This is a genomic window from Rhodococcus chondri, assembly GCF_036327435.1.
In the GTDB taxonomy this organism is placed as follows: domain Bacteria; phylum Actinomycetota; class Actinomycetes; order Mycobacteriales; family Mycobacteriaceae; genus Rhodococcus; species Rhodococcus chondri.
In genome coordinates, this window is the sequence record NZ_JAUZMZ010000190.1 from 1 (window position 1) to 8,430 (window position 8,430).

Genomic DNA, 8,430 nt, shown 5'->3' on the forward strand with positions numbered 1-8,430 from the left:
GGTCCTCGGCGTGCTGTCGGAGTGGGGCTGGGACGATCGGGACAAGCTCAACGTCAACGGATCCGGCATCTCACTCGGGCATCCCATCGGCGCGACCGGTGTCCGCATGGCGACCACCGCGCTGCACGAACTGAAGCGTCGAGGCGGTGGGCGTGCCCTCGTGACGATGTGCATCGGCGGCGGCCAGGGGATGGCCGCATCGATCACGTCGGCCTGAACGCGCGGGCCCGGAAGCAGCGGAGGTAGAGAATGATTCAGGGAAACGCGCAATTCGATTACGAGGTTCATCGGCCCGAGGGCAGGGACTGGATGGTGTGGGCGCGTTGCCGCGGCTTCGACACCTCGGTCTTCTTCCCACAGAAGGACGAAGGTCGCGGACCGGTGGCCGGAGCCGAGGCGGCCGCCAAGAAGATCTGCCGAACCTGCCCGGTGATCGCCGAATGCCGCGATCAGGCACTGCTCAACGACGAATCGCACGGCATCTGGGGCGGGATGAACTACGCCGAACGGCGCGCGGTCGTGCGGGCCAGGAAGCTGGGCCGGTTGCAGCCGGTGTGACGTTCCGGTGGGCTTTCGGAGGGAAAGATCAAGCCGCCCCGAGCATCTCGGCGAGTGCTGCCGCATCGGCGAGGCTGCGCAGCAGGTCGTTGAGATGGGTACACGTCGAGGTTCCGCGCAGGTCCCGCCGCACCCGCAGGTGGAGTTCGTCGAGCGTGAGCCCGGTGATCCGGGACGCGCTGGCGACGGCGCCCGGACATTCCTGCCACGGCAGCACCCGGGGTGTGGCGATGGAGGAGAGAACCCGTCCTGTCGCCCCGTCGAATGTCGCGTCCAGGTGGTATTCGTGCACGATCGTCTCGAGGCCGTCGGCGTCGACGTGGGTATCGCGGAACCATGCGTCCACCCCGTACCGGGCCTCTTCCCGCGGGCCGGTGTCACAGCGGTACACGTCGATGCGGCGGCGCCTGCGCATTCCGTGTTCGGGCAGCGTCGGCAGTCGGTGCCAGCCCTCGGGATCGCCGGTGTCTTCGATCGCCGGTGCTTGCGGTCCGGTGACGAGGGGTGATGCGCCCACGGTCTCGAACGAGGTCATCAGGGTGCCGCCGGAGACGAAGCCGGCGCACTGATCCGCCGCCGGGATATATCCGGTACGGACACCGTCGCGGAGGGCTCCGGCCGCGCTGAGGGAATTACCGGAGATCAAGGTTGTGCCGGGAACGTCGTCGAGAAGCAGGTGCAGTGGTTCGCGAGCGCGACGCAGGTGCGGTGCCACCTCGTCGAGTCGTCCCCGGAAGCCCACGCTTGCGGACGTGCCGACCAGACCCTGCAGCGTCTCGTCGGCAGGATCGGTGTCCATCCGGGTGATCGTTCGGCCGCCGAGAAAATCGATCTCCATCCCCAGCGTTGCGCCGGAGGCCACGCGAGCCGCACCGTCGTCGCCGGTCACCAGATCGCGTGCGATGCCGACCAGGTGCAGAGCGGACTGCAGGCCACCGGGACGCAACATGTCGATGCTGCTGGTGCGCCGCACGGACCCGGCCCGGCGCGACGGGGTCGCGGTACTCGGATCGTGCACGCCATGGTTCGGATGCAGCACCCGCAGGGGCGGAATCGGTCTCGACGTCACGGGCGCAGACTACCGATTCGGCCGTGCAGAAACTCAGTTCATATTGGTCACCGGGATCAGCGCGCCCGTGATGGGTGCGCCGGCGTCGGAGATCAGGAACTCGATGACCTTGGCGAGGTCGGCGGGCTGCGACCACCGGCTGGTGTCGGCGTCGGGCATGGCGGCGCGGTTGGCGGGGGTGTCGATCACCACGGGCAGCAGTGCGTTGACGCGGATGTGGTCGTCGCGGTACTCGAGCGCCATGGTTTCGACGAGTGCGGAGACGGCGGCCTTCGACGCGATGTACGACGCGCCACCGGGGAAGGGATTGCGGGTGGCAGCCGCGGAGATGCACACGATCGAGCCGCCGCCGCGACGGATCAGGTGTGGCAGCGCGGCCTGGCTGACCGCGTATGCGGTGCGCAGATTGAGGTCGAGCTGGGAATCGAGCACGTCCATCGGCGTCTCGTGCACCCGCGGCCCGGACGTGAATCCGCCGACCAGATTGACGACACCGAACAGGGGAGAGTCGGGATCGTCCATGGCCAGCGCCAGGGCGTCTTCGAGTTGCTGTTCGTTGCTGAGATCGGCCTGCACCAGATGCAGATTCGGATGGGTGCCCACGCGGTCGAGCTCTTCGCGGACAAGCCACGGAACGACGACCCGCCAACCGGATTCGAGAAGGTGTTTCGTGACTGCCGAACCGAGACCGCCGGTACCGCCACTGACCAATACGGTGCGAGCCATGGTCTCACCTACCCTTTCCGATATGCACCCGCGCACTGTCGCCGGGTGACGAGAGTCACGATACCAAAAACGGAAATGTAGTTCTCATTCGGGTCTCTCCGATGCGGACGGGACGCATCTTCGTCGCCGATGGGCGAGGATCGAGCCATACGCCGAACAGCGGGAAAGGATGATCCATGACCGACATCGAGGCCGATTTCGTCCGGGTCGGAGATCTCCACGCGTATCTGGCACGTCCGGCAACCGGAACCGAGGGCGGCATGCTGTTGCTGCCGCCCCTCAACGGCATCGACGAGCAGGTCCGCGAATATGCCGCCGACATCGCTGCCTCGGGAGTGACGGCGCTCGTATGGGACCCGTGGCACGGACCCTCGCTGGACGGTAGCTCCTACCAGAAGCTGCTCGCGATGATGGGCAAGCTCGACGACGAGACCTGCCTGGCCGAGATGAACGCCCTCCTCGATCACGCCTTCGGCCCGCTCGGACTGACGAAGGTCGGAGTGATCGGCTGGTGCCTGGGCGGACGGTTGGCCCTGATTCTCGCCGGCCGGGACGAGCGGCTCGCGAACGTCGTCGCATATCACCCGTCGATCTTCTCGCCGCCGAAGGCCAACCATACGATCGACACGATCGAATCGGCTACGGCCGTCACCGCGCCTGTCATGGTGCTGCACGCGGGTGCCGACACCGTCATGTCGACAGAGACGTTCGCAGACCTTCAGGGCGCACTCCAATCCCGCCGCGCCGGAGCAAGCATCATTCACGTCTATCCGGGCGCCGAGCACGCCTTCAGCACGCGGGCCCGGCACAGCAACCCGATCAACGCCGCCGCTTACGCCGTGTCGTGGCCGCAGGTCCTGCAGTTCGTCGGCGACACGACCCGCTGACAGCGCCGAACACCTCGAAAGGAAGAACCCCGTGGATCAGTTCCCGGCCTATGTCATCACCGAACCCGGCCCTGCCGCGCTCACCAGCGTCACCGAGGCCGACCTGCCCGACGGCGACGTCACGGTCGACATCGCCTATTCGTCGCTCAACTTCAAGGACGGGCTGTCCGTCACCGGCAAAGGCAAGATAGCGCGGCGGTTTCCGATGACCGCCGGTATCGACCTCGCCGGCACCGTCGCGGCATCGGATTCGCCAGACTGGAAGCCGGGCGACGAAGTGGTGCTCACCGGCTGGGGACTGTCCGAAACCCACCCGGGCGCGTACACCACCCGGCAGCGGGTCCGCTCCGAGTGGCTCGTGCGCCGGCCGGAGAGTCTGAGTCCCGCACGGTCGATGGCGATCGGTACCGCGGGGCTGACCGCGATGCTGTGCGTCCTCGAACTCGAAGCGCACCGCGTGCGCCCTGCAGATGGCGAAGTTCTCGTCACCGGCGCCGCAGGCGGAGTGGGTAGCGTTGCCGTCGCGATTCTCGCGGGACTGGGCTACGACGTCGTGGCTTCCACCGGCCGACCCGAGACCCATGAATACCTGACGAGCCTCGGTGCGAAGTCGTTCCTCGACCGGACCGTACTCGGCGGGGAGGTCGGCCGCCCGCTGCAGCCCGAACGGTGGGCCGGAGTGGTCGACACCGTCGGGTCGAGCACACTCGTCAATGCCATCGCCCAGACGAAGTACCGCGGCACCGTCGCGGCGTGCGGCCTTGCCGGTGGCAACGATCTACCTGCCACGGTGTTGCCGTTCATCCTGCGCGGCGTGAGGTTGATCGGTGTCGATTCGGTGATGTGCCCGACCGAGGTGCGCATCGAAGCGTGGCGCCGCCTCGGCTCCGACCTCCCGCTCGACGTACTGGACACGATCACAACCGTGCGTGGATTCCCGGAGATCCCGCAACTTGCGGAGGACATCCTCGCAGGTCGCGTGCGTGGACGCGTCGTCATCGACGTTGCCGGCACCGCCTCGTCCGGGTAGCGACTCGCACGAACTCGACGGAACGGGTTGCAGGTTTGCCGCGAAAGACGACTATGGAGCGCACAACCGGTCCCGGCGTCGAAACGAGGCAGCTGTATGGAGTCGAAACCGACCCCGACGAAACTCGAACAGGTCGTCATCCGCATTGCGGGCGACTCGGGCGACGGCATGCAACTCGCCGGCGACCGGTTCACCGCCGAGGCCGCCGCATTCGGCAACGACCTGGCCACGCAACCCAACTTTCCCGCCGAGATCCGGGCACCCCAGGGCACCGTGCACGGGGTGTCGAGCTTCCAGATCCAGATCGCCGACTACGACGTCCTCACCGCCGGCGACCGACCGGACGTGCTCGTCGCCATGAACCCGGCCGCGCTGAAACCGAACATCGACGACCTGCCGCGCGGTGGCACGCTCATCGTCAACAGCGACGAGTTCACCAAACGCAATTTGGCCAAGGCCGGATACGACAGCAACCCGCTCGAAACCGATGAGTTCGGCGACTACCAGGTGCATGCAATTCCCATGAGCACCCTGACGATCGGCGCGGTCGAACCCACCGGTGTCGGGAAGAAGGACGGACACCGCGCGAAGAACATGTTCGCGCTCGGCGTCCTGTCGTGGATGTACGGGCGGCCGGTCGCGACGGTCGAGCGGTTCCTCGAACAGAAATTCGCGACGAAACCCGACATCGCCCATGCCAATATCCTCGCCCTCCGGGCGGGCTGGAACTACGGGGAAACCACCGAATCGTTCGCCACCACCTACGAGGTGGGCAGGGCATCGCTACCACCGGGCACGTACCGGCAGATCACCGGCAACACCGCGCTCGCCTACGGACTCGTCGCCGCCGGCAGATCGGCGGGCATGGACGTGTTCCTCGGGACGTATCCGATCACGCCGGCGTCGGACATCCTGCACGAACTCAGCAAACTCAAGCGATTCGGCGTCTACACCTTCCAGGCCGAGGACGAGATCGCGGGCATCGGCGCCGCGATCGGCGCGTCCTACGGTGGGGCTCTCGGCGTGACGAGCACATCCGGCCCGGGCATGGCTCTCAAATCCGAGGCCGTCGGCCTGGCCGTGATGACCGAACTCCCGCTGATCGTCGTCGACGTCCAGCGCGGTGGGCCGTCCACGGGTCTGCCCACCAAAACCGAGCAGGCAGATCTGCTGCAGGCCATGTTCGGACGCAACGGCGAATCCCCGGTCGCCATCGTCGCGCCGCAGTCGCCGGCGGACTGCTTCGACGCGGCGCTGGAAGCGGCCCGCATCGCTGTCACCTACCGCACGCCGGTGATGCTGCTGTCCGACGGCGCGATCGCGAACGGCTCGGAGCCGTGGCGCATCCCCTCGGCCGAACAGCTTCCCGCTATCGACCCCGGCTTCGCGACCCCACCGGGCGACGGCGACCCCGGACACCTGCCGTATGCGCGCGATCCGGAAACGCTCGCCCGCGACTGGGCGGTGCCCGGCACCGCGGGTCGTGAACACCGCATCGGTGGTCTCGAAAAGGCCAACGGCACCGGCGACATCTCCTACCACCACACCAACCACGAGTTGATGACACGTCTGCGCGTCGCGCGCGTTGCGGGCATCGAGGTTCCCGATCTGGTGGTCGACGACCCGACCGGTGATGCGGAGGTGCTGCTCCTCGGGTGGGGATCGTCCTACGGTCCGATCGGTGAAGCCGTGCGCCGGGTTCGGCGTGCCGGGCATCCGGTTGCCCGCGCGCACCTGCGGCACCTGAATCCGATGCCCGCGAACCTCGGAGACGTGCTCGGAGCATATCGACGCGTGCTGGTTCCCGAGATGAACCTCGGTCAACTGTCGATGGTCCTCGAGGCCCGCTTCGACGCCGACATCCAACCCGTCACCAAGGTGGCCGGCATGGCGTTCCGCGCCGACGAACTGCACGAGGCGCTCCTCGAGGAGTTCGCGGGCACGCTGAGCGCCACGGAGAACGCCAAGACCCCTGCCGCGGTCGCCGCGGCCGTCACCCGCTGATCGGAGATCCGAGTATGACCGATGTTGTCCACAACGGTGTCTCTCAGAACGGTGCCGTCCACAACGGCGCAGCCAATAACGGCGCTGCCCGAAACAGTTCGGTAGGTGAGGATCTCGGGCTCAGCGCCCTCGCCGATGTGCCGCGCAGCGACACGCCGCAGAAGGCGAAGGACTTCACATCCGATCAGGAAGTGCGCTGGTGCCCCGGATGCGGCGACTACGTCATCCTCGCGACCGTGCGCAGCATGCTGCCGCAATTGGGTCTGGCGAAGGAGAACATCGTCTTCGTCTCGGGCATCGGATGCTCGTCGCGATTCCCGTACTACCTCGACACCTACGGCGTGCACTCCATTCACGGTCGTGCGCCGACCCTGGCGACCGGGTTGGCCGTCACCCGGCCGGACCTGTCGGTGTGGGTCGTCACCGGTGACGGCGACGCCCTGTCCATCGGCGGCAACCACCTGATCCACGCGCTGCGCCGCAACGTGAACATGCGGATCCTGTTGTTCAACAACCGGATCTACGGCCTGACGAAAGGCCAGTACTCGCCGACCTCGGAGATCGGCAAGATCACCAAGTCCACGCCGATGGGTTCGCTCGATGCACCGTTCAACACGATGTCGGTCGCACTCGGCGCCGAGGCGAGTTTCGTCGCACGCGCCCTCGACTCCGACCGGGCGAGTCTGACGGAAGTGCTGCTCGCCGCCGCGCAACACCGTGGCGCCGCGTTCGTCGAGATCCTGCAGGACTGCCCGATCTTCAACGACGGCTCCTTCGACGCGCTCCGCAAGGAAGGTTCCGCGTCGCGGCTGATCCACGTGCGGCACGGAGAACCGATCATCTTCGGGACCGACGACGAATTCTGCGTGGTCCGGCGAGGTTTCGGACTTCGCGTCGCAGCGCGGACGGACGTGGATCCCGGCGACATCGTCGTCCACGACGCACACACCGACGACCCCGAATACGCCTACGCGCTGGCGCGGTTGTCGGATCAGGACCTCGCGTACACCGTCACCGGAATCGTGCGCGCGGTGCGACGCCCGACGTACGACGACGGCGCACGCGATCAGGTGGCGCGGGCGAAGGAGACCGCACCGGCCGATCTTCAGCAACTCCTCGACGGAGGGAACACCTGGACAGTATCGTGACAGGCCGTCGAAAAGGGGAGTGCCAGGTGGCAATGCAATTCGGTGTCTTCGTCCCGCAGTTCCGTCTCGGTGTCGAAGACATGAAGGCGCGCGCGGTCGCCGCCGACGAGGCCGGATTCGACTCGTTCTGGCTCATGGACCACCTGTACTCACCGGGCGGGCGACCCACCGATTCCCTCGAAAGCTGGACACTGCTCACCGCACTTGCCGGCGCCACCTCCACCATCCGACTCGGTCATCTCGTGGGGTGCTCGCCGCTGCGGCATCCGGCACTGCTCGCGAAGATGGCGGCGACCGTCGACCATCTCAGCGGTGGTCGGCTCGATCTCGGGTTGGGTTGGGGCTCGGTCGAAGACGAATTCGAGCGGTTCGGTGTCGCGGTGGGTTCGCGCCGTGAACGTGCCGAGGCGCTCGGTGAGACCATCGAGATCTTCCGGCTGATGTGCACCGGTGAACCGTTCGACTACGACGGCAAGCACTTCCGGCTCAGCGGAGCGTACGGATTGCCCGTTCCGGTGCAGGAGCGGATTCCTGTCCACATCGGCGGCGGTGGACGCACATTGACGATGCCCCTCGTCGCGCAGCATGCGGACTGGTGGAATTGCGTGGGTGGGGCGCGCGATCGACTCGAGGAACTTGCGACGCTGCGCGGCGCGGCCCGGATCTCGGCTCAGTACGCCGTCGGTTTCGCCGAGGACGCCACCGACATACCCGAGGTTTCCGCCGCTACGGCCCGTCGGATGCCGGAATCGGGTTGGGGTGCACCACTGGTCGGTACAGCAGCCGAACTCGTCGAACAACTGCATGCCGAATACCGGCGGGGCGTCGAACTGGCGGTGCTCCGGTTCCACGACTTCGCCGATCCTGCGACACTCGAGCGGTTCGGGCGGGACGTGATCGCGCCGATGCGTGCGCTGACCGTGGTTCCCTGACCGCTGTCCCGACTCTGCGCTCAGCCGTACACGACTCGCCCGTCGATCACCGTGGCGAGGACCGCCGACGCGGACG

Annotated in this window: 8 protein-coding genes and 1 pseudogene; 7 read left to right on the forward strand and 2 right to left on the reverse strand. The window is 67.0% G+C overall.

From position 1 onward, the window contains the following. Positions 1-217 (forward strand): annotated as a pseudogene (locus Q8814_RS22390) (acetyl-CoA C-acyltransferase); the annotation flags it as partial. 32 nt (positions 218-249) lie between these two features. Then, positions 250-558, forward strand: coding sequence for a WhiB family transcriptional regulator (locus tag Q8814_RS22395; protein ID WP_330154183.1), 309 nt, complete (start codon positions 250-252; stop codon positions 556-558). Between the two features lie 28 nt (positions 559-586). Here Q8814_RS22395 and Q8814_RS22400 read toward each other — a convergent pair whose 3' ends face one another. Next, positions 587-1,627 (reverse strand): DUF2889 domain-containing protein, encoded by a 1,041-nt coding sequence (locus tag Q8814_RS22400; RefSeq protein ID WP_330154184.1) that lies wholly within the window; start codon positions 1,625-1,627, stop codon positions 587-589. Between the two features lie 33 nt (positions 1,628-1,660). Continuing rightward, on the reverse strand, positions 1,661-2,353 hold the full coding sequence (locus Q8814_RS22405) for an SDR family NAD(P)-dependent oxidoreductase (protein WP_330154185.1): 693 nt from the start codon (positions 2,351-2,353) through the stop codon (positions 1,661-1,663). Positions 2,354-2,529: 176 nt separating this feature from the next. Here Q8814_RS22405 and Q8814_RS22410 point away from each other — a divergent pair, with 176 nt between their 5' ends. The 5 genes from Q8814_RS22410 (at position 2,530) to Q8814_RS22430 (ending at position 8,354) form a co-directional block, all read left to right on the forward strand. Continuing rightward, entirely contained in the window at positions 2,530-3,240 is a 711-nt protein-coding gene (locus tag Q8814_RS22410; protein ID WP_330154186.1) for a dienelactone hydrolase family protein, read from the forward strand. 31 nt (positions 3,241-3,271) lie between these two features. Beyond that, positions 3,272-4,270 carry an MDR family oxidoreductase gene (locus Q8814_RS22415; protein ID WP_330154187.1) on the forward strand — a complete coding sequence of 333 codons (999 nt, stop codon included), beginning with the start codon at positions 3,272-3,274 and terminating at the stop codon, positions 4,268-4,270. 96 nt (positions 4,271-4,366) lie between these two features. Continuing rightward, entirely contained in the window at positions 4,367-6,274 is a 1,908-nt protein-coding gene (locus tag Q8814_RS22420; RefSeq protein WP_330154188.1) for a 2-oxoacid:acceptor oxidoreductase subunit alpha, read from the forward strand. Positions 6,275-6,288: 14 nt separating this feature from the next. Continuing rightward, entirely contained in the window at positions 6,289-7,422 is a 1,134-nt protein-coding gene (locus tag Q8814_RS22425; RefSeq protein ID WP_330154189.1) for a 2-oxoacid:ferredoxin oxidoreductase subunit beta, read from the forward strand. Between the two features lie 32 nt (positions 7,423-7,454). Then, positions 7,455-8,354: an LLM class flavin-dependent oxidoreductase gene (locus Q8814_RS22430; RefSeq protein ID WP_330154190.1), complete on the forward strand. Its 900-nt coding sequence runs from the start codon at positions 7,455-7,457 to the stop codon at positions 8,352-8,354. The last annotated feature ends 76 nt before the right edge of the window (positions 8,355-8,430 follow it).

Bases quoted from the DNA above. Each gene is read 5' to 3' on its own strand.
- Q8814_RS22395 (WP_330154183.1), top strand. From the start codon at position 250: ATGATTCAGGGAAACGCGCAATTCGATTACGAGGTTCATCGGCCCGAG.
- Q8814_RS22405 (WP_330154185.1), bottom strand. From the start codon at position 2,353: ATGGCTCGCACCGTATTGGTCAGTGGCGGTACCGGCGGTCTCGGTTCG.
- Q8814_RS22410 (WP_330154186.1), top strand. From the start codon at position 2,530: ATGACCGACATCGAGGCCGATTTCGTCCGGGTCGGAGATCTCCACGCG.
- Q8814_RS22420 (WP_330154188.1), top strand. From the start codon at position 4,367: ATGGAGTCGAAACCGACCCCGACGAAACTCGAACAGGTCGTCATCCGC.
- Q8814_RS22425 (WP_330154189.1), top strand. From the start codon at position 6,289: ATGACCGATGTTGTCCACAACGGTGTCTCTCAGAACGGTGCCGTCCAC.
- Q8814_RS22430 (WP_330154190.1), top strand. From the start codon at position 7,455: ATGCAATTCGGTGTCTTCGTCCCGCAGTTCCGTCTCGGTGTCGAAGAC.